Genomic DNA, 19,843 nt, shown 5'->3' with positions numbered 1-19,843 from the left:
ACCGGGAGGGACGCACCGCTGGTGTACCTGTTATCGTGCCAACGGTAAACGCAGGGTAGCCAAGTGCGGAGTGGATAACCGCTGAAAGCATCTAAGTGGGAAGCCCACCTCAAGATGAGTGCTCTCATGGGGTTAACCCAGTAAGGTCACGGGAAGAACACCCGTTGATAGGCTTCAGGTGGAAGTCCAGTGATGGATGCAGCCGAGAAGTACTAATAGACCGAGGGCTTGACCTCATACATTGGTGAAACAACGACAAGTGACTATGCAGCCTTCAGGGTTCCTGAGGTTCAGGAAACTCTACAAGTTTCCTGGTGTCTATGGCACGGTGGACCCACGCTGACCCATCTCGAACTCAGTTGTGAAACGCTGTTGCGGCAAAGATAGTTGGAGGGTTGCCTCCTGCAAAAATAGCTCGATGCCAGGTTAGTCTTAATCTAAAAACCCCTGCCTATCTTAAATAGGTAGGGGTTTTTAGCAGGGTAAACGCATTAAAATTTTAATCTGGAACGGGTAAATTCCCTGCTGCTTGTGGTGTTTACAAAAAGCGGGAATGGGATCCGAAGGCAAAATAATGTTCAATCTGGGAAATGTTCTGGAGTTGGTCAATCACCGACTCAATGATGGCCCGCCGCTGGAGCAGCAATCTTCGGTGATTCACCACTAGGTGCAGTTTGAAGTCAAAGAACCAATCCACCGAGGTTTTACCCCCCGCCTGCCAAGCCATCAAACACCTTCTATGCTTTGATGTGGCAGTTATGGCAAACCTTGAGGCTGGTGGAATCGACAAAGCTGATGCCACTGCACTGGCCGTAGCAGAAGCGCAAGTAGGCACACAAGGGCAACAACATAATTTCGCTGTTACACAGTCCTCGTTCTCGCGGATTTGTAAAGTAGTTGGGATTGTAAATTAGTTTGTGTCAAAGGTCAGGAAATTAGATCTAATGAACTACTGAACCAAAGACATCACAACTATGACCTTTCCTCCTGAAGTTCTTGATATCCTCCTCAAATACTACCGAAGCCCAGAAGACCTACTGGGAGAAGATGGCATTCTCAAGCAACTGACCAAAGCCCTGGTCGAACGTTGCTTGGACGCTGAAATGACCACTCACATGGAAGAGCGGCAGGCTCAAGAGTCCCCTTCCAAGCCCAAAAACCGATTGTGGGTCAAGAAGCCATTCTTGCCTACAGCGCTTTGCGCAACTAAGAGACACAGTAGCAACAGTGGGCAAGCCAATTGTGAAAGTGCCTAGGGTTGGAGAGTTGTATTGCCAGCTTGAGCAGTTTATCGACCGCCTCCCAAGTTTTTGGACAAACGCGCCTGAGCAAGCTTTTGAGTTGCGACCATGGATGCTCAATCGGATTAAACTCTGGCGAATAAGGAGACAGGTAAACGATTCGAGCCCCTGCAGATTCAATCATGTCTTGAATCCCTTCCACTTTGTGAACAGGCAGATTATCCATCACGACGACAGCTCCCTTCCATAATTTGGGAACGAGCTGCATTTTGATGAAGTGACGAAAGTCATCCCCTTTCATGGAATGGTCTAAGGTTTCTAGCGCTAGGACTCGATTGTGACTCATTGCTCCCATGACTGTTACTCGTTTGCCTCGATAAAATGCTTTGATGGCATAGGCTCTAAGACCTTTAAGTCTTCTGCCCATTGTCCGCATTTGACCCAGCAGGACACCCATTTCATCAACAAAAACAAGGTTACTAGGTTCAACGTCTCTAATGCTTTTCCAATACTCAAGCCTTTGCTGCTGACCCGATGTCGTCTTCTCGCCCCGAACCGCTTCTAGCGCGACCTTGGCTGTGTATGTTTACGTTTGTTACTCATGAACTACTCCTATCCTCTTTTGAGTGCTTCAGAGCTTAATTCCCTGTCCAGTTTTTGGGGACCACTTCAGTTGTTAGACTGCATTTTCATGACAAGCTCACAACTTTTCTACCTCTTGCTGCTTGCTGGTTTTGTAAACCAGCGAAGAGGGCCTTCAAATAAAAGTGGTTTATCTAGCTATTCTAAATATTGTCAAAAAATGGACGATGCCAATTCGAGATTGGAAGCCTGCTTTCAACGGATTCGCCATTGAGTTTGGAGATCGCCTCCCACTATAGATGTCTGACCTTGACACAAACTATTTGACATATCCTTGGTGGTGGTTTTTGCTTACCTGACTGCGATCGCCCAATATCGAGTGTGGATGCTCAATACTACAGATCATCTGCATTGACGATGCCGTTGCCTTCCTCAGAAAAAATAAACTCTCCCGACTCCAACCCCGTGGCATATTGCTCTAACCACTCCCGAAAACTTGATGCAACAATTACCCTCTCTGGAGCATCGTGCCACATTTCAATGATTTGCCCCCGGTTGCCCCCTTCGCCTGGATTTAGGTCTAGACAATCATGATTGCCAGCACCGTCATAGGTCAGGGGTATCCATTGGGCATTCCACCAATCAGAGCGAATACCAGGATCGGCATCACTTTTCTCACCGTTGAAATCCCCGCCATCGAGCAAATCTTTCCAGATCTTCCATTCTTCTTGGATGCGTTCTAAAGATAGCAGCTCGTGCCCGTCTAAAAGACCATAGTCATAAGCTGACTGCCCATTATGAATACGATAAGAAGCCCTGACTTCTTTCGGAAATTGAATACCGAGAACAGCTTCAACTGCTTTGATTTGAGTCTCAGAAGCTCCTGGTTGTAATGTGTCGAGAAGTTGTGGTGCATTGGCAGCTAGCCAGGATTCTATCCGTGCCCAAATCTCTTGCATACTTCTCTCTCAATATCAACACCTATTCATTGCCACGGATCCGTGGGCACTCTTGGGGGCAACTGTAATTTTCTTCACCAGAGAAAGCTTCTATCGTGTCGTTGCCATCCTAGAACCCAGCCCACAAGAACCAATAGGCTGCACCCTTAGCGTATCCTATGGTTGAAATAAAAATAATGTGTCCTGTAATACCAGAGTGATTGCACTCTCATAAAATATTTGTTATATTTCTTAAACAAAGTTTACTTTAGCTTCCTCGGTAGAGTGAACTGATCTCCCTCATGGAATTCTGACTCTTGCACGACTGTCCTCGACATCGATGGGCTGCGCTCTTTGGGAGCAATGGTCTTGATGTCGCGGTGGTGATGTGACTGGTTCAGGAGTAGATCACGGTTCGAGCTTTGGGCCTCTTGATTTCTGAGCAATTCTCTGTCATTCATTGTGGAAACTTTTTCCTATGCCATTTACCCTCGAATCTGCCCAGTCTATTTTTGCTGGTACTCAGGTTGCTAACCTGGTTCCATCTACGGTTGAAGCATTTAATCAACTTAGTGCTGAGGATCAACTGGCTTTAATCTGGTTTGCTTATACCGAGATGGGGAGCACCATTACCGTTGCCGCCCCCGGTGCAGCCAATATGATGTTTGCCCAAGGGATTCTGGAGCAAATTAAGCAAATGCCCCCGGCTGCTCAGACCCAGGTAATGTGCGATTTAGTCAACCGTGCCGACACACCGATCTGTCGTTCCTATGCCGCCTTCAGCATGAACCTGAAGCTAGGCTTTTGGAATCAATTGGGAGAATGGATGGAGGCAGGTTTGGTTCCCCCCATTCCTCAGGGTTACAAGCTGTCCTCTCAGGCGAATACCGTGCTAACGGCCATCCGCAATGCCGATTCAGGCCAACAAATTACGATCCTGCGGAACATTGTCGTCGATATGGGATTTGACCCCAATGCACCGGGGAGTTACAAAAAAGTAGTCGATCCGGTCATTGCTCCGACTGCCGTGGCAAACCGGACTCAAATTAGCATCGAAGGAGTTAACCACCCCACCGTCTTGGGCTATATCAATAACATGAATGCCAACGACTTCGAAGGAGCGGTCAACCTATTTGCTGCGAATGGTGCCCTGCAGCCTCCTTTCCAAAAACCGATTGTGGGTCAAGAAGCCATTCTTGCCTATATGCGAGAAGAATGTCCGGGCTTGAAGATGATGCCAGAGCGGGGCATAGTTGAAGCCACCGAAGAAGGTTATATACCAATCAAGGTGACAGGCAAGGTTCAAACCCCCCTGGTTTGGTTCCAGTGTTGGGATGAATATCGCTTGGCGATTCTTACTGGATCCCCAAGGTAAGATTTTCTTTGTGGCCGTTGACCTGCTCGCATCCCCCAAGGAATTGCTTAACCTCGTGCGCCGTTAGAGTCTCAGCGTCGTCTGTCGCTACTGCAAATAATGTCTGAGGATGTTGGAAAAGTCTGCTTTCCCAACATCCTCCTAGTTGAGCATCCGATTTAGTCCAGCAACTCAAGCAGGGCAAAGACTTGAGCCTCTGGCGTCGAAGGCACTCTCTGGAACAGCATCCTACAGAGATACTCCCGTTCTGACTGGGGCAAGGCGCGAATTTTCCAGCGGTAGATTTCCAATCCCTTTTCGATAAACTCGACCTCAGTTAGGAGGTCGGCTAACCATTCGCTGACGGCTGGCAATTCTGCCAGTAGAGTACCCAGTGCTTGAGTGGGTAAGTTGCGAAGGAGAACCCGACCGTAATAGGCATCGCGGTCGTAGCAAGCGTCCACAAGCGCCCGTTTTGCAACCTCCAAAGAAAAAATCATTGTTACCTCCTGTTCAGATGGTGTGGGTACGGTTAACTAAACAGTGGAAGCACCAATTGCCGACATGGCTTTGTTTGGGAGCCGTTCGGCCTGTGTATCAACACTGGTGACGATCGCAGCTTTAGTTAAATACAACTGCAACGATCCATAATCCTAGCCCCTCTATTTATCAGAGCTGCGGCTTTTTGATTGCATTTATATGATCTTTAATTAACCTTTACTTAATCTTCGGAGAAGCGGCTTTCTGGGTTGAAATATCAACCATTATGGTGAGATCGCCGCCAGCACCTCCTTCGGGTTTAACTTATCCTTAAACCAAATCAGGTGAGCCGGCACGTTGTCGAGCTTGACCCCGGCTTTTTCTAGATTCAGCCGTTGAGAAATTGCCAGAATCAGATGATTACAGCCAGACTGCCGTACCTGGGAGAATTTTTTCTGCAAATATTCCGGTCGCCAGTAGCCGACAATTTCCAGCAAAAAGCTACGGCCATCTGGGTGTACCAGCCGAAAGTCAGGAATCATCACACTACCAGGAATAGGAATTAAATCCACTTCTCGCTCCAGAACCCAGTCTGTTTTCAGAGCTTGCCAGCGTTCAGCAAAGGATTGCTCCAACATACTGTCGTAGGGTTTGCCCGGTGGATAGTGGGAAACCAAATCGGCATCTGGTTCGAGGGTAAAGTGGGGTGTCCTCTGCCTTTGGGTATAGGCATCTTTAATTTGCAGCGTCGCGGTCAAATGCCATTTGGTGACGTGAAGCAAGGCTGGAATCAGTTTGGCGATCGCCAAACCATAGCGAGTACTGGGGCTAAACAAGCTGGTAGGGCCATCAATGGTGACGGTGAAGCCATGATCGGCATCGCCTTCAATGTAGGCCATGAGTTGAAACAGCTTCAGATAGCGAAACAGCAGCTTATACTCACCGGGGTCATTGCGGTGGACATTCAGGATCAGGTGACTGGCCCGGTAGAAAATCCCCTGCACCTGTGCCAGGTTATAACGATGCAGCAGGGACTCCGGGGTGGGTTCTTGGAATTGGGTGAGCATCCGATTTTCAGCCAGATCCGCATAGAGACCAGTCCGAATCTGTTCGGGATGAACGTCTCGCCCGAGTTCCTGACTTAACTTCTCAGCCACCTGTTGGAGGATTTGGGGAGTCGCTTGAAGACTGGGGGTAGTCTGGGCTGCGAGGCTAAAGACTCTTTGCCGTAGGGGTTCTGGCTCTAAGGGGCTGAGAATTTCAAAGGTACAGTGGGCACTTTTGAGCAGGTGGGCAAAACCCCGTTTGATGCGGTAGTTGGGACTGTCCCCTTCCAGTTCTTGCAGTTGGCGGTTGAGTTCTCCCTGGGTCTGATGTTGGGCTTGGCGAAACAGGGCTATCACATTGGTGGCGATCGCCAAATTCGAGTCATTGATCGGTAAACGGATGGGGGTTAGTTCCTCACCGCGATGGCGATGGATCAACAGATCGGTGGGTAGCATCGGGAGTGGTTCCTGGGCAGCCAATTCACTTTTTAACTTTGACGCGTGAATCCTTGGGATCCTGAACCCAGCCGTTCTGCCTCACCCTGGAGTAATCCCACCCACTGATCCGCTGGTTAATACCAGGTGTGCGGTGGTGTTTGATGCCCACTGGAGGTCATACCCTCAATGAAAATGCCGCTCCCGGTCGCCCATGATTCAAACAGTTCAGTGGGGGGAAGCGGCGGTGATAACTCGAACAGATTGGGCATTGGGGTTCCTAATGCAAACTTCCTGTGATCGCTGCCGAGTCGATCAGAAAGTGGAGTGGGTTTCCGGATCAAGGGTGACTTGGGTTAAGGCATATCGAGCGATCGCCAGACTCAATCGAGCCTGCTCAATTTCAGTCAGATCTGTCCAAGACAGAGGTCGAACAACCCGGAGTGCCGCATCAATTACCTCGGTTTCCATCCCCCGCATGGCATAGGCCAAGGGACGAGCCAGTACTTGTAAGTCTTCTACATTCCACTGAGGGAGAACTTCCTGGGCGCACTCTACCAGACGGTCAGCCAGGGAGAGACTAGTTGACAAGCTCTGACATAGGGTTTGGGAAATCGTCTCTAGAATCGCCCTAGGTACACGAACGGCAAAGCGCTTCACCAACTTCGCTTCGATTTTCTGCACCGAGGCATCAACAGCAGCAATGCTGCTCCAGAGTTGATCAAGATAGTCAAAAAATTGCGATGTCTTGGTCTCCATCCCCTCCCCTTCAGGCAGGACAAATGCCTGCTGTTGGGCATCTAAGTAGGCATCTGCATCGGGAGCGGCTGGGTTCCAGGGGTAGATAACATCAGAATGCAGGAGTGCAGCCATTAACTCCTGTTCAACCTGGGACAAAGAAGACTCAAAATCTCCAGGGGGAGATGGTTGACGACTCACCATAAAAGTAGTTCCTCAGTGCAATAAAGATGACTCGGGGGATTGGTAGCTTCTAAAGCATTGATAGTATCGAAACCAGAACTTTGATGCCTGCACCAGCCGTATATTTGGCTTACCCTAGGGGGTATCTACAGCTCCGAAATTCTCTGTTCCGCAAGGGGTCAGTATCTACTCCTGTTCCTGGCTGGATGGGGTAGTGCCTTCAACAATAAATTCCACCGTCTGCCCTCGGGAACTACCGAATTTCAGCTGTATCCCAGAGAGTAGGGGAACCTCCTGATGGTGAATTTTTTGCCACTGGTCTGGCCCACCCAAAAGCGTGCCATAGCGAGAAAAATCTCTCAAGAAGTAGGTGTATTTGGGTTGACCTTCTGTAAAGCTTTCCCGGCAAAAAATTTCCGCATGGCGTTGAGAAACCCACTGCTCAGGAATCACCAAGTCATTTTCATCCCGACGACCCACACGCATGAAGCCATCTCGGATAGACCAGACTTTAACAGGGGTGCTGACCAGCCGAATATAAGCATTCGGAGTCCGGCGGCCAATGCGAGTGGGTGAATTCTCCGGTAGTTCTGTCATGCCCTCTTCTAAGGGTTGAATCAACTCACCGTTGAACTCTGGGTGCATGTAGAGTACTGGTAAGGTCCAAGCTGGCTGGTTGAACTTGTACAAGGTCAACAACTGCTGGCGCGCCACAGCAACTGCTTGATCAATGGGCAGCCGCTCTGCTAAGGCTTGGGCAAATGCCTGAATAAAGCTCAGAGCCTCCTGATCGGCAATAGAGTCACGCATGGCTAAAACTGCGGGAACACCATGGTGAATCAGCACCTCGGCCAAACTACTGCGGGGAATGGCTTGGGCATTGTTTTGGGCGGGTTGGGCACCCCAGCAGGCATTAAAGACAGTAAGGGTTACCCGACATCGAGTTAAGACCTGAGCCAGCTCTGTGCCATTCAGCGTTGTGTTGGGTTGCAAAAATAGGAGTCCACCATCAGGCCCTGGAATGCCATGTCCTGAGTAAAACAGGATATTGTAAGAGCCAGTTTCCAGCCGCTCTATCAGTTCAGCGGCGGTGGGTTGCAGCAGGGTGTCTACCTGACAGGGAGCTGTAGCGATCATTGCTTCGGCTGTGTTATTAGGCAAGCCACAGCTTTCTAAGATGCGCACAAGTGCAGCGGCTTCCTGCTCTAACTTCAGGATGGAGAGATTCCCGGGGTTGGACTCAGCACCGTTGACGGCCGGACGACCGGGTTCTGGTTTGGGGTTGTCGCCCAAAACCAAGAGCACTCGGAGTGCTTGATCCGCTAGCAGTAAGGGTAGGGGATCAACATCACTGGTGGTACGACTGAAGAGTAATTGTTGACTGAGAGAAATTGCTTGCTTACCGGCCTGAGATTGCATGATTTCCCAGGGGAGGGCAATCAGAGCCGGAGCCCGGACCTCCAGGCGCACTCGCAAGGGCTTGTTTTGGCCCATAGCAATCCCCTGGCTCTGATCAAGGCTACTCTGAATTGCCCCCTCAAATAACCATTGCCAGAGGCTAATCCCTAAATTCTGCATTAGCCGACTACTGTAGCTGGTCGCATAGCCAGCAGCGGGAAACCCGCCCGAAGGGGGAATTCCCTCTCCATGGGATATCAGGGTGGGGGCGAGACTGGGAAGGCTGGGCTCTTTTAGGGAAAACATTTCCTGCCAAGCTTGACAGGTTTGGGTCAGACTTTCAGTCCAGAAACAGTCATGGTGAACATAGCCCCCAGGATAGGGAGCTTTGAGTACCCAGATTGCAAAGTGGTTCTCCTCGGCAGCAACAAGTTGGTCAATTGCCAGACTCAGGCACGGAATCTCAGACCAGGTCATTCAGAATGGTTACCCCATAGCCCTGACTGCACTAACTTTTCCAGTGTATCTGGTCTTGAGAAGACTTCGGCCGCCTAGACAGCGGGAATCCTTAGCCGCGGCCTTTTCTAATGGGGTGCTGGGGATGGGGAGATATCGGAGGAGGGGAGGACAACCGGGGAGGTTGGCAGGGGAGGACTCTGGAGTTTGGATTTGAGGGTTTCCCACGTGAGGCTGATCAACAGACTCGCCCACCCCACGAGCACTAAGCTTGTACCGAGAAGCAGCCATCGCAAATTCCATTGTTTTGAGCGTTGAGCTGGGGAGAGCGGCGATCGCACCATGCTAAAAGACTGCGGAGAGGGAAAGGTCGTACTCACCACGGGGGGGGCAGCATCGGAGGCATTCCCATGAGGCTGATAGTGCAAAAGTCCTACTGTGACATTATCGTGGCCATTCTGGGTATTTGCCAAGTCAATTAGTTGGCGGGCCGCCGTCTTTAGATCGATCGCCCCAGTGAAAATCGGCAACAGGGCGGTTTCCCAGTACTGCTCTACCCGATCGTTATCGCTCAAGCCATCGGAGCACAGGAGCAACAGACTCTCTTCGTCTAAGATAAACCGCTGCACCGTTGGATAGAGGAGGCTGGAACTACCCATTCCGAGGGCTTGAATCAAAGAACCAGCGGCAGGCCACCGCAGAGCGTCACGGTAGAGGGCGTAGCCCAAGCGCACCTCCCGAGAAGCCACATCATCATCCCAGGTTAGTTGATGGCAGCTGGTGGGTCGAATCCAGTAGGCCCGGCTATCTCCCAGATGGGTAATATACAGTTCCGGTGCCTGGAGCCATGCCATCACCACGGTGGTGCCCATCCGTTGGCGGTCTTGGCGCTGCTCACGGTCATTGCGATCGCTGATTTGATCGTTCGCCAACCGTACCGCAGCATCTAAGGCTGAAATCACCGTTTGGACATCCGTTTTCTCAGAGGACTGGTGAGCAGATTGTAATGGCTGTAACTGCTTATGGATACACTCCACCGCCAGTTGCGAGGCAATCCCTCCCCCTTCGTGCCCCCCAACACCATCACAGACAAGGAGTAGCTGGGTCGCAGCGCGATCGGGATCTGAGTTCGTGACCTCAAAACTGCCCCCTTCGGGGTAAGAGGCATCTTCATTGCGATGACGACTCGGCCCTTGATCGGTGGCCGTCGCCATTTGCAGCCGGAAGGGGTGAGGGTTGCCAATCCCACGCAGTTGTTGATCAATCTGCTCGACTACCCAGTCTGGGGAAATGTCTGCTTGGGTGATTAGGGTTTGACAATGTTGGGTGAACCAGGGGGCAATTTCTGGGTTGGTGGCGGGTAGCCAGGATTGCCATAGACTCCCTAGGGCCGATAGGGAGGTCGCTGCGGGGTCTGCTTGGAGTTCTAACAGTTGCAGTAACGAGCCTTCCACTCGCAGCAGTTTTGGGTTGAAGAGGCTACTGGCCACCCCTGCCTCCCGCAGCGGCTGCCAGAGGTTAGCCATCTGCCACAGCCAATTTAACTGTCGCAATGCTGAGGCCATCCCCCAGCGATCGCTCAGTTGGGGTCGTAGTTTTACCGTGGGCTGTGGGGAGACTGGGATCTTCTCCTGGGGGAGATCGGAGAGATGGGCCGCATAGAGGGGAACATGCTCTAAGAGCCACTGATCGGGCAAACTGGGGGCCAGTAAACCATAGACCTGAGGCAGATGCAGATGATAGGGAATCAGCCGCAAATAGGTTTCAATCTCGGAGGGTACCTCCACCGGAGCAAAGGGGGGCCGCCCCGGTTGGGTTTCTAAATAGATGCGATCGCTGAGATAGCGGTAGCGATCTCCAACCACTTCTCCCGGTTGGCAACGGGGGGGAGTTGATCCAAGCTGCCAGAGGTAGCGTTTGACCAGTGGGGTCTGACAGCTTTGGCAAACCGCATCAGTCTCGGCGTTGGGAACCTGACAACCAGGATTTGAACAGTACAGGATCGTGGTATCACTCTGCATATGCCATACCAGCGTAGCCTTTGATGATTTCTGTCGTCATCCCACTCCCTATAAATAGTGCCATCTGTTTTGACACCTGCGACCAACGGAACCTTGGCAACGCTGATGGCCGTGGATCTTAAAAGTTAATAGTTCTTGATAAATAGAAAACAGTTGCGATCATCGCTGGTGCGGGTATAGCTGAGATGATCTGCAATCTTTTGAATAATTTTTAGTCCCCGCCCATGGTCTCCCTCATTGACATCTAGTTCTGGCATATCGGTGAGTTTTTGGAGTAAGTCAAAGGGGGGGTCCAAAATCCCAAATCCGAAGTTCAATTTGGTGAACCGTTCGCACGGCTTCAATCTCAATGGGAGTATCTAGGGGTAGGTCTTTATGGGCATGATCAATCACATTATCAAAGGCTTCTTTAAAGACGGTTTGACACTGCCACCAAATTCGCTTGTCGGTAATGGGTGGCTGATTCAAATCTTCAAACCAGGCCAAAATCTTATGAGAAACTGTTGCATCCGTAAGCGTTCTGAGATGAATTCGTCTTAGAGTTTTTAACTCATCAGAGTTCGGGGGTTGCATACTCTTCTGTCAAGGATGAATGGGTTTCGGGTTCTAGGAGGGTGTTACTGTTACCGGCAATGATGGCTCTTGACATCTGCACCCAGCCGTGATGGTTTCCCGATTGGCCTAGCTCCAGAGGAGCTGCACACCTAATAGCCATTGCACTGTTTCTATTCCCAACACTGACCCCACCAGCCTCTTGGGCGTGGGGGAAAGAAGAGCAGAGAGGATCACCCGATCTCATCCAGAACTCCCTGAAATTTTGCTTTGAATTCTTCCTGATCCGAAAGTATGGTAAAGACGCGATCCATGCGCGTCATTTCAAATAACATTTTCACCTGATCGGTGATGGAGCAGATATAGAGTTCACCCCCTGCGGCCCGAATCGTTTTGAGAGCGGAAACCAGAGCCCCCAGTCCTGAACTGTCCATAAAGGGGACTTCCCGAAGATCCATCAACACCGTATCGACACCCGATGCCACAATATCGCCAATGTCCCGACGTAATTGATTCGCTTTGCTACTGTCTAAAATGCCGGAGGGCTGAACAATTTTGATATGGTGACTCATGCTCGTTGACTCCTACCGCGAGACCTACATGATCGCTACAACTCTGTGATGGTAACAGTTCCCATGACTTAATAGCCAGCTACCGTCGGGGCTGGGATAAAACCGTCTTCGGTGATCTATTAGGAAGAGAGTGCTTGAATCGACACAAAGTTCACCCAACAACAGTTTTGAGTGAGGGCGATCGCCAGAAAAAGGCTTCCCTGAGAGACACGACAACTGAGGAGACCGTTCCTCCCTAGCCAATATCTGAGGGACAGGATTGCTATCCGGCTGCTGAGTTACTTAGCACTTAGTCATCATCCCAGTCTTCTCGGCCCAGGAGATCACCAATCCGGTCTCTGAGCAGGATATCACAGCGCTCTAATTCACCTTCGACGCACGCCCACTCCCGCGCTGGAATATACTGACACAGGGTGTAAATGGGTTGTTGGCGGCTAAGTGCTCCCTTCCGCACGAGGTGGCGAGCCTCTTCTTGAATCACATTGAGGGAGTACTGTACAGATTGAATCATAAGAACCTTCTCAAACTTGCTGAGCGATAGAAGGACTATTGCAAGGGAACTTTAAACATTTAATGAAAAGTTAATAAAGACCGACATATACCTTATGGAATGTAGTAAGGTATACTGAATCTTTTCTATTTTCACGCTATCCCTCCCTTCGATATATTAATATACATTGCAAAAGTCATCAAGGGTTGACACTTTATGTGAGTGAAGGGTGCTGACAGCGGCGGCTGTCAATCAAGGGGGGTGCCCCGTTGTCGCACCAGTTGAACAGCTAGCTTCAGCGCTTCCTGGGTGCTCACGGGTCTAGCAACTCCCTGCTCCACAATGTCGAAGGCGGTGCCATGATCAGGGGAAGTGCGGACAAAGGGCAGCCCAATCGTCGTGTTAACCGCTCGATCAAAGGCGAGTAACTTCACCGGAATCAAGCCTTGGTCATGATAAAGGGCTAGGTAAGCATCGTGGGCAAGGGTGAGTGGCTCCCCGCCCAGCCAAGCCTGCCCTGGTTTCACCCATAGGGTGTCTGGAGGCACTGGGCCATCAAGGTGCAGCGCCGGATAAATGCGCCGAGATTCCTCTAACCAGGGAATCAACCAATCCTGTTCTTCACGGCCGAGTTGCCCCTGTTCGCCGCTGTGGGGATTTAAGCCCGCGATCGCGATTCGGGGGGTTGCCAGACCAAAATCCTGATCCAAACAGGCCACCAACAGCTTCAGTTTGGTCGCCAACAACGCCGGAGACAGGGTTTCTGGAACCGCCCGCAGGGGAATATGGGTAGTTGCCAGCAGGGTACGCAGCACCCACTGGGAGTGGGGAGACTGCGCCACAAATAACATCCCAAAGCGGCTGACTCCCGATCGCTCTGCCAGCAGTTCAGTTTGACCGGGGTAAAGGTGTCCGGCGGCTTTCCAGGCAGATTTGGCGATCGGCCCGGTGACAATGGCCTGAAACTTTCCTGCCAGGGTCTGGGCGATCGCCGCTTCCAGGTAGGCAAAACTGGCGGCTCCACTGGCGGCATTGCCGATTCCGGGCGTAATTTGCGACTCTGTCTGCCGATCGAGGGAGATATCCAAAATCGCCAGTTGATCGGGTTCTGCCAAAGGCTCATGGGTGCAATGGCGAAGGGCTTCGTAACTGCTGACCAGTTGGCTGCGGCTCCCCACCACCGTGATCTGTGCCATCAAGTGAGTCGATGCATCTGCCAGGGCTTTCAGAACCACCTCGGGGCCAATCCCGGCTGGATCGCCCAAGGTCAAGGCAATTTTGGGGAACTCAAGCATAGGAGTCAACGGTAACTCCTTCGAGTTGTGTATCAGCGAGATCATAGAGCGATCTCAGGTGGGCTAGCTGTTCGGCATCCGCCTGCCAGAACCCGCGCCCCTGGGCTTCTAAGAGTCTGCCCACAATATTGCGGAAGGCTTCAGGGTTGGCTTGCCGCAGTTTCTCCGCCATGGTGGGGTCGAGGGCATAGGTATCAGCGGCTTGGTTGTACACCCACTGATCCTGAAAATCGACGGTACCACTCCAACCAATCAGAGCTGTCAGCCGCTGGGAGATTTCGTAAGCACCCCCTGACCCCTGCTCTGACATCGCTGCTGCCCATTGAGGATTCAGCAGTTTGGTGCGGTACTCCAGCCGCAGTAGCTCTTCGAGTTTGCGGGGCGTTGAATCTTGAGAGAAACTTTCGACAAAACTAGCGGTGACCTTGCGCCCTCCTTCGGCTTCAGCCGCCCGTTTCAGCCCCCCGGTGTTGGCGTAGTACTCTTGAATGTCCGTGAGGCCGTATTCCACGGAGTCAATTTCCTGAACAATGCGATCGCAACTTTGGAGTAGGGTCGAGAGTACTTCCGGTCTAGCCTGCCCTCGATCCTGTCTGCCATAGCTGAAAACGTTGCGTCCCTGCCAGGTTTGCCCCAGTTCTGCCCCCGATTCCCAGTTGGCGGCGACTACCTGATCGTTGACCAGGGAGCCAAAGTCTCCGGCGGGATTGGAGAAGAGGCGGGCAGCGGTATTTTCAACCCCTTGGGCTTGCAGCGCTAAGGCGTGTTTACGGATGAAATTCTCGGTCTCTGGCTCGTCAGCCATGGCCGCCCGCTGAAATAGGTCATCCAAGAGTTCAATCACATTGAGAAAGCTATCGCGAAAAATCCCGGAAAGATTGGCCAGGATATCAATGCGGGGATGTCCAATCTCGTTTAAGGGCTGCAATTCGTAACGGACAATCCGCCCTGTCCCTTCTTTGAGAGGGGCCGCTCCCACCAGTTCCAGGAGGATGCCCAGGGATTCCCCTTTCGTCTTAATCGCATCTAGTCCCCACAGCATCACCGCCACGGTTTCAGGATAGGTACCGTGTTCCTGGAGATGCTGCGTCAAAATCTGGCGGGCGATCGCCCGCCCCCGGACATAGGCAGCGGTGGAGGGCATGCGGTAGGGGTCAAGGGCATGGATATTCCGCCCCGTTGGCAGCACCCCAGGGCCATCTCGAAGGAAGTCACCCCCAGGTGCAGGGGGGATGTATTCCCCATTCAAGCCCCGCAGCAGGTTGGTGAGTTCATCGGTGGATTGCAGCAGTAGTTCCCGAATAAGAATCGCCTCTGGGAGCTGTTCCAATGCCAGGTCGGGAAGGGAGTTCTGACCCAGGGTTTGCAGGTAAACTTCCTTGACCTGGGAGAGATCCCGGCCTTGGGCGATCGCCTGTAGCACCGTCTCTGGGAGTTGTTTTTCATGCTCCAAGTAGGCTTGCAGATAACTCTTAAGTTGTTCAGCCGTCGGAGCTTGCCCCAAAACATGTAATCCGCTGGAAAACAGTCGGGCGGCCACCACGTCCAGGTATTCGTAAAGGCGAACCAGGTAGTGATCAAAGGCTTGAGCGCTAAATAGCCGCAGATTTTCGGGGGTAAAGGCAATCCCAAGGCGTTTGGCATCTGCAAAGGGACAGTCTGCTTCCATGCCTGTATCTAAAACTTTTTGACAAATGATTTCCTTGAGGGCAGAGTTGGTCTGAGGATCCTGGCGATACTCGGTCACCAGATCCCGCAGGGTCGCCAGCTCTTTATACAGACCAGACCGGCCATAGGGGGGGACATTGTGGGAGATCAGCACCCCATAGCCCCGCCGCTTGGCCAAAATTGATTCCGAGGGATTATTGGCCGCATAGAGATAGAGGTTAGGGAGATTTCCCAGCAGAATATCCGGCCAGGAATAGCCGGTATTCCCCAAGGGCGAACCGGGGAGCCATTCCACGGTACCGTGCATGCCAAAATGCACGAGGGCATCGGCCTGAAAGCCATGCTGGAGCCATTGGTAAAAGGCTGCGTACTGGGGATGGGGAGTCAAGTCCCGCTCAAACATCAGCCGCATGGGATCCCCGGAAATGCCCAGGGGAGGCTGCACCCCAATCCAAATATTGCCCAGTTGCACCCCTCCCAAGAGAAATTGGTCATCCAGGGTTTTGATCCCACTCCCTGTCAGTGATCGCCACTGTTTTTCAATCCGACGGGTAAGCAGATAACCCAACCAATGGGCTAAATCTGGGGCAGCCACGGTGGTGATGGCGGACTCGGCCAGGGAAGTGGCTGGTAATTCCCCGCTGCTAAAGGCGTTCTCCGCTGCCTGAAGGCGGCGGATCAGGGTTTCCCCATCCTCCGGGAGATCCCCTACGGTATAGCCCTGATCCCGCAGTGCCTGCAATACCTTCAGGAGCGATCGCGGCACATTCAGGAGTGCCGCTGTCCCCACCGCGCCGTAGCCTGGGGGAAAGCCGTAGAGAATAATGGCAATGCGGCGTTGTGGCGGTGGCGTTTGGCGCAGTTGAATCCAGTGTTTGACCCGTCCGATCAGGCGCTGTACCCGATCGGGGATCAAATAAATCTGATCCCCTACCAACCCACCCAAGGGCACGGCATCGATCGCCCCATCTAGTTCGGGAAGCGCATACAAGACAACGCTCTGCAACCCCCCCAATGCCCTGGCGCGTCCAGGAATGAAGATCTTGAATCAACAAGGGAGCGGCCACCACATAGGGCACATTCTTGGCGCTAAGAATGCGTTTAGCAACATCTACCTGGCGTCCAGCCTCCATGGAGCCAGCAGGCCCCCCCCACCAGGGGAAAGCCAATGGTGGAAATGATTGCATCCACGGCCACCGCCTCCTGGGACAGCGAGGGGGTCTCGACCAACCCCTGGTGTCGGCGGCTGAGTTCGGAGTGGCTAGTCATCCAATCCCGCACAGCGACATGCCCTTCCACCCCATTAATAAAAATCGGCAACGGCACCAAACCAGCCGCTTCAAATCTGCGAATCAATTGGGAAATATAGGGCTGCTGGGTGACGACATGCTTGCGGTAGAGCAAGATCCCGACCACGGGCCAAGAGGCAGCAGCGGGGTGTTGGCGCAGATACCACTGCAAGTAGAGTCGGGGGGACTCAAAGTAGCCCTTGGCATCCGGATGCAGCAGCCCCATATTGGGAGTCTCGCGGAGCGAGGGAATCTCCCCCACCTCCAAGGCTAGATACTGCTGAGCTAAAAACCAGAATAGTGACGCGACATTCTCTGCCCCCCCGGCATTCCAGTAGCCATAGATCATTAACCAATGGCGCAAATCCTGGACTTTTTGCACTGGGACAAATTTCAGCAGCTTCGGCCCAATTTTAAGGAAGCTGAGATACCCCGCAAGCCGATCCTCCTCCCGACCCTGGCTAAATTTATTGAGAATAAACTTCACAGGTTTGGGCATCCCCTGGGGTTGATCGCCGATGGCAAAAGCCCCCAGCCGCGTCAGACTCATTAACTCCAGGGCGGACTCAAAGACCAGACGAATGGGAATCCCTTGGACGCGATCGCGCAGCCACTGCACCTGGTCGTAGTCGAACAGTAAGCTACCAAAAAATACCGTTGTCCCCTCTAGGGCGGTGGCTACCCGTTGTGGATCAGCCGTGAGGTCGCGATCGCTGAAGGTGTGGATTTCCAGCTGAGGACAGCGCGATTGAGCCAGTTGGGCCGCCTGTCGGTAGAGATCGGCGTTAAAAGACTCAAACCCGGCAATCAAAACAATCCGTGGCATACACAACCTACGCGGGAGTCTTCTCTCTCGATTGTAAAGTTTGTTGCTAAATCAGGTGGATGTGGCAAGATACCGGAAGTGGCGGGGCGTTTTTAACAGTGCCGGGGTATAGTAAAAAGCAATTCAATGGATGGCAACCCAGGCTTGGGATACGGACGCAAGTTGTAGTTAAAAGCGGTGCAGATCCCTCGATTTTCCGAATGTCATCATCCCCTCGTCAAGTCACTGTCCCACCTCGGTGACCAAGAACTGCTTTCGTTATTTCAAGATCATGCCGAGGACGGGCTGTATTTTACAGGCATTTTCTGCCGCTACAGTCTAATTGTCTATTCCCTGGTGCGCCACCAAGCGCGATCGCCCGTCCAGGCAGACTATCTGTTTGCCCTCACCTGGCGGCATATTTTTCATGAGTTACGAGGGCTAAAACTCACCGGAGGCAGCGATGGCGACGAACCTGCCCTGACCCTGCAAAATTGGTTAATCAATATGACAGCTGTTTGTATTAACCAAACCGCAGTTACCCCCCGTTGAGGCGATTCACTATTCCCTGGCAGCGGCAACCCCCCCCCCGTCTCGGTGTTATATGGAGCAGGCAATGGATCAGTTTCCCGCGATCCTACGGTTGATGTTGGTCATGGCCCAGACCTTCCACTGGAGCGAAACCCGTATTGCTGCTTACTTACAGGCGGAAGGTGAGGAGATTACCCCCTCAGAAGTACAGGAGCAATTGAAGATCGGCTATCAACTCCTGGAAACCCATTTACCCGCAGATATCCGCACTATTTATTTGCAAGACGAGGAGGTTACAATGCCTCAGGAAAGCGTGGGATAGGATGCAGGGACAGACCCGTTCATCATCTGTCCGCCCCCGGTTGACTCCCCAGAGTCACACATCACACAACGGAAGTGCAATTCGGGAAAATCGCTGGAGGTTGGGGCTATGCGTCCGTCGTTGCAGGAGGTTTTGAGGCAAGCGGAACAACTCACACTGGAAGACCGCTTAGAGTTAATTCGGCAGCTCATAGAGGGATTACAAAAATCGGCAATCATCCCTAAGGCAACGTCCCGATGGAGTGATCTGGGAGGGATGGCTCCGTATCCGATGATGGGGGAAGATGCCCAAGAGTGGATATCGAGGACACGTCGAGAGAGTGATGAACATTGGGAACAGGTATTAAGAGAACATGGTGAGGATTGATGAAGCCTTAGTGGGGGTATCACGCCTGTTTCTGGATACCGCGCCGGTGATCTATCAAGTTGAGCGCATTCCTCATTTTATGGATGTGATTGACCCCATCTTCGATCGCCTGGATCGGGATATCACCTCTGTGATTAGTCCGGTGACCCTAGCAGAATGTTTGGGGGCAGCCATTCGACTGAATTTAGTTACCTTAGAGCAGACTTACCTCAATCTTCTGGATCGCAAAGATGTAATTTTTGTCGAAACCACCCTCGCCATCGCCCGTGAAACAGCCAGAATCCGCTTCAAATATAATTTCCTGCAGTTAGCGGATGCCCTACAAGTCGCAACGGCACTGCAGTCAGGGTGTGAGGCTTTTTTGACGAATAATGCCCAACTCAAGCAGGTCAAAGAGTTGCGGATGCTGGTGGTAAAGGAGATGCAGGTTTGAAAAATTCAAAAATATGCTTGTTTTCCCTGGGGGCGATCGCCCGATGCTTGCGACTCAAGACAGGAAGGCAGGGTAGCGATTGCCCTGCCAAATTTTCTCTTACTGACCCTTGCTAGGATTTAATCGATGTCCAGCCCTTTTTCAGCAGCGCCAGGAAGGTCGTAATTCCTTTAGAAAATCCTGTGGGATCGGGCAGAGAATACTCGGGAAAATCTTCATAGGGACGCCATGGCTCCAAAGCATGATGTCGTAGGTGCAAGACGCGGTCATTCCCTTCTCGCTTCCAGAGCATTTGACCACCGGTTGGTATGTTAGCCATGGGTTACTCCTCATCGTGTCAACGAAAAATTGAGCATAAACTTGCTCCTCCCAATTCTGCCAGCCCAAGCATTAAATTCTGTAAATATTGCTACGCAAGATCTAGACATTTGCGCCAAATTGTCATACAAAAACCGGGTGTCTTCAACTTCCCGCTCTCAGGAATCCATCACTTGGAGCGGTGCCTTGGGGCGTTGACCATGTGGAAACTGTGAAGCAGTTCCGGCATCTATGTAAAGCTTCTGCAAATCCAGCACCGAGGAAGAGATAACCCTACGGATCGACCACTAGACTAAATACAGCAACAGAGCAGTCTTGAGAAAAAACTGA

18 protein-coding genes, 2 rRNA genes and 5 pseudogenes are annotated in these 19,843 nt (G+C 52.0%); 8 read left to right on the top strand and 17 right to left on the bottom strand.

Going from position 1 to position 19,843, the window contains the following annotated elements; translation table 11 throughout:
* Together DO97_RS02380 and rrf are read left to right on the top strand one after the other, a co-directional pair.
* Window positions 1-236, top strand: a 23S ribosomal RNA gene (locus tag DO97_RS02380); the annotation flags it as partial.
* Window positions 237-310: 74 nt separating this feature from the next.
* Window positions 311-427 (top strand): 5S ribosomal RNA (gene rrf, locus DO97_RS02375).
* A 147-nt stretch (window positions 428-574) separates the two neighbouring features.
* On the opposite strand, the pseudogene DO97_RS22800 reads toward rrf, so the two are convergent.
* A pseudogene (locus DO97_RS22800) lies at window positions 575-848 on the bottom strand (transposase); the annotation flags it as partial.
* Between the two features lie 126 nt (window positions 849-974).
* Between DO97_RS22800 and DO97_RS25690 the strand changes: the two are divergent.
* Window positions 975-1,118, top strand: a pseudogene (locus tag DO97_RS25690) (IS256 family transposase); the annotation flags it as partial.
* Window positions 1,119-1,206: 88 nt separating this feature from the next.
* Here DO97_RS25690 and DO97_RS30010 read toward each other — a convergent pair.
* A complete protein-coding gene (locus DO97_RS30010; RefSeq protein WP_072016324.1) occupies window positions 1,207-1,740 on the bottom strand; it encodes a transposase in 534 nt (177 codons plus the stop codon).
* 244 nt (window positions 1,741-1,984) lie between these two features.
* On the opposite strand from DO97_RS30010, the pseudogene DO97_RS30005 reads away from it, so the two are divergent.
* Window positions 1,985-2,122: pseudogene (locus DO97_RS30005) on the top strand (IS256 family transposase); the annotation flags it as partial.
* A 96-nt stretch (window positions 2,123-2,218) separates the two neighbouring features.
* Here the strand turns inward: DO97_RS30005 and DO97_RS02360 are convergent.
* On the bottom strand, window positions 2,219-2,782 hold the full coding sequence (locus DO97_RS02360; RefSeq protein ID WP_036530820.1) for an SMI1/KNR4 family protein: 564 nt from the start codon (window positions 2,780-2,782) through the stop codon (window positions 2,219-2,221).
* A gap of 457 nt (window positions 2,783-3,239) precedes the next feature.
* Here DO97_RS02360 and DO97_RS02350 point away from each other — a divergent pair.
* Window positions 3,240-4,203 (top strand): annotated as a pseudogene (locus DO97_RS02350) (orange carotenoid protein N-terminal domain-containing protein).
* Between the two features lie 91 nt (window positions 4,204-4,294).
* On the opposite strand, the gene DO97_RS02345 reads toward DO97_RS02350, so the two are convergent.
* The 13 genes from DO97_RS02345 to DO97_RS27220 form a co-directional block, all read right to left on the bottom strand.
* Window positions 4,295-4,615 (bottom strand): hypothetical protein, encoded by a 321-nt coding sequence (locus tag DO97_RS02345; RefSeq protein ID WP_036530818.1) that lies wholly within the window; start codon window positions 4,613-4,615, stop codon window positions 4,295-4,297.
* Window positions 4,616-4,879: 264 nt separating this feature from the next.
* Complete coding sequence (locus DO97_RS02340; RefSeq protein WP_036530876.1) at window positions 4,880-6,097, bottom strand: DUF790 family protein; 1,218 nt, start codon at window positions 6,095-6,097, stop codon at window positions 4,880-4,882.
* A gap of 294 nt (window positions 6,098-6,391) precedes the next feature.
* Complete coding sequence (locus tag DO97_RS02335) at window positions 6,392-7,018, bottom strand: hypothetical protein (protein WP_052128292.1); 627 nt, start codon at window positions 7,016-7,018, stop codon at window positions 6,392-6,394.
* Between the two features lie 165 nt (window positions 7,019-7,183).
* Window positions 7,184-8,872 carry a CHAT domain-containing protein gene (locus tag DO97_RS02330; protein ID WP_036530817.1) on the bottom strand — a complete coding sequence of 563 codons (1,689 nt, stop codon included), beginning with the start codon at window positions 8,870-8,872 and terminating at the stop codon, window positions 7,184-7,186.
* A gap of 107 nt (window positions 8,873-8,979) precedes the next feature.
* Window positions 8,980-10,872, bottom strand: a complete 1,893-nt coding sequence (locus tag DO97_RS02325) for a PP2C family protein-serine/threonine phosphatase (RefSeq protein ID WP_052128291.1) — start codon at window positions 10,870-10,872, stop codon at window positions 8,980-8,982.
* A 125-nt stretch (window positions 10,873-10,997) separates the two neighbouring features.
* Complete coding sequence (locus tag DO97_RS24795; RefSeq protein ID WP_204368432.1) at window positions 10,998-11,168, bottom strand: ATP-binding protein; 171 nt, start codon at window positions 11,166-11,168, stop codon at window positions 10,998-11,000.
* Complete coding sequence (locus DO97_RS24790) at window positions 11,152-11,340, bottom strand: ATP-binding protein (RefSeq protein WP_204368431.1); 189 nt, start codon at window positions 11,338-11,340, stop codon at window positions 11,152-11,154. The genes DO97_RS24795 and DO97_RS24790 overlap by 17 nt, the downstream gene beginning before the upstream one ends.
* An 85-nt stretch (window positions 11,341-11,425) precedes the next feature.
* Window positions 11,426-11,587 carry a hypothetical protein gene (locus DO97_RS24785; RefSeq protein WP_156120393.1) on the bottom strand — a complete coding sequence of 54 codons (162 nt, stop codon included), beginning with the start codon at window positions 11,585-11,587 and terminating at the stop codon, window positions 11,426-11,428.
* A gap of 70 nt (window positions 11,588-11,657) precedes the next feature.
* Complete coding sequence (locus DO97_RS02310) at window positions 11,658-11,996, bottom strand: STAS domain-containing protein (RefSeq protein WP_036530814.1); 339 nt, start codon at window positions 11,994-11,996, stop codon at window positions 11,658-11,660.
* Between the two features lie 289 nt (window positions 11,997-12,285).
* Window positions 12,286-12,507, bottom strand: coding sequence for a DUF4327 family protein (locus DO97_RS02305; RefSeq protein WP_036530813.1), 222 nt, complete (start codon window positions 12,505-12,507; stop codon window positions 12,286-12,288).
* A 227-nt stretch (window positions 12,508-12,734) separates the two neighbouring features.
* The gene (gene pdxA / locus DO97_RS02300) at window positions 12,735-13,781 is read right to left on the bottom strand and encodes a 4-hydroxythreonine-4-phosphate dehydrogenase PdxA (RefSeq protein WP_036530812.1); all 1,047 of its coding nucleotides are present in this window, start codon (window positions 13,779-13,781) and stop codon (window positions 12,735-12,737) included.
* Window positions 13,774-16,440: a cobaltochelatase subunit CobN gene (locus DO97_RS02295; RefSeq protein ID WP_275574917.1), complete on the bottom strand. Its 2,667-nt coding sequence runs from the start codon at window positions 16,438-16,440 to the stop codon at window positions 13,774-13,776. The genes pdxA and DO97_RS02295 overlap by 8 nt, the downstream gene beginning before the upstream one ends.
* 110 nt (window positions 16,441-16,550) lie before the next feature.
* Entirely contained in the window at window positions 16,551-17,564 is a 1,014-nt protein-coding gene (locus DO97_RS27220) for a DUF3479 domain-containing protein (protein ID WP_072016322.1), read from the bottom strand.
* 177 nt (window positions 17,565-17,741) lie between these two features.
* On the opposite strand from DO97_RS27220, the pseudogene DO97_RS30625 reads away from it, so the two are divergent.
* From DO97_RS30625 to DO97_RS02280, 3 genes and pseudogenes are all read left to right on the top strand, one after another.
* A pseudogene (locus DO97_RS30625) lies at window positions 17,742-18,396 on the top strand (sigma-70 family RNA polymerase sigma factor).
* A 108-nt stretch (window positions 18,397-18,504) separates the two neighbouring features.
* Entirely contained in the window at window positions 18,505-18,762 is a 258-nt protein-coding gene (locus DO97_RS02285; RefSeq protein WP_036530811.1) for a hypothetical protein, read from the top strand.
* Window positions 18,749-19,195, top strand: a complete 447-nt coding sequence (locus DO97_RS02280) for a type II toxin-antitoxin system VapC family toxin (protein ID WP_204368430.1) — start codon at window positions 18,749-18,751, stop codon at window positions 19,193-19,195. Before DO97_RS02285 ends, DO97_RS02280 begins: the two co-directional genes overlap by 14 nt.
* A gap of 112 nt (window positions 19,196-19,307) precedes the next feature.
* On the opposite strand, the gene DO97_RS02275 is transcribed toward DO97_RS02280, so the two are convergent.
* Window positions 19,308-19,514: a hypothetical protein gene (locus DO97_RS02275; protein WP_036530809.1), complete on the bottom strand. Its 207-nt coding sequence runs from the start codon at window positions 19,512-19,514 to the stop codon at window positions 19,308-19,310.
* Window positions 19,515-19,843: the final 329 nt, after the last annotated feature.

The organism is Neosynechococcus sphagnicola sy1 (assembly GCF_000775285.1).
Classification (GTDB): Bacteria; Cyanobacteriota; Cyanobacteriia; order Neosynechococcales; family Neosynechococcaceae; genus Neosynechococcus; species Neosynechococcus sphagnicola.
This window is presented reverse-complemented; position numbering and strand designations above follow the sequence as displayed.